The 226-nt window shown below is 48.7% G+C and carries 1 rRNA gene; it reads right to left on the bottom strand.

Annotated features, from left to right (window positions below):
• Positions 1-169: 169 nt before the first annotated feature.
• A 16S ribosomal RNA gene (locus tag QP413_RS10240) occupies positions 170-226 on the bottom strand; the annotation flags it as partial.

Below are 226 nucleotides of genomic sequence, written 5' to 3'. Positions count from 1 at the left end.
TGCCATTCCAGACACCCAACAACGCAACAAACCAAACACACAAGACTTGAACACAACAACACACACCAACAACCAACCGGTCATTGGCGGACACGCAAGCAAACCCCCATGACAGGGTTTCTAATGCCCACGATTCACCCACAAAAAATAATAAACAAAAACTCCTTAGAAAGGAGGTGATCCAGCCGCACCTTCCGGTACGGCTACCTTGTTACGACTTCGTCCC

This window comes from Corynebacterium sp. UMB4614, from assembly GCF_030217065.1.
GTDB lineage: Bacteria > Actinomycetota > Actinomycetes > Mycobacteriales > Mycobacteriaceae > Corynebacterium.
This window is presented reverse-complemented; position numbering and strand designations above follow the sequence as displayed.